Origin of the sequence: Pseudomonas yangonensis, assembly GCF_009932725.1 — a bacterium.
Classification (GTDB): domain Bacteria; phylum Pseudomonadota; class Gammaproteobacteria; order Pseudomonadales; family Pseudomonadaceae; genus Aquipseudomonas; species Aquipseudomonas yangonensis.
The window spans coordinates 1-269 of record NZ_BLJU01000037.1 but is presented as its reverse complement, the minus strand read 5'-3'; the positions used below and the strand labels follow the sequence as shown (position 1 = coordinate 269).

Sequence of the window (269 nt, the reverse complement as noted above, 5' to 3'; positions counted from 1 at the left end):
GCAGCACCTTGGCCACCTGCGGCTTGGGTAGCAGCTTGACCGTCACCTCGGTGACGATGCCGAGCATGCCCTCGGAGCCGGTGAACAGCGCCAGCAGATCGGAGCCCGGCGCGTCCAGGGCATCGCTGCCGAGGGTCATGAACTCGCCTTCGACGGTGAGAATGTCGACCTTGAGCAGGTTGTGCACGGTCAGGCCGTACTTCAGGCAGTGCACGCCGCCGGCGTTCTCGGCGACGTTGCACGCCGATGGAGCAGGCGATCTGCGACGA

Annotated in this window: 1 pseudogene; it reads right to left on the bottom strand. The window is 66.2% G+C overall.

Features of this window, described 5'->3' with window-relative positions:
* Positions 1–269 (bottom strand): annotated as a pseudogene (locus GYB81_RS22935) (FAD-binding protein); the annotation flags it as partial.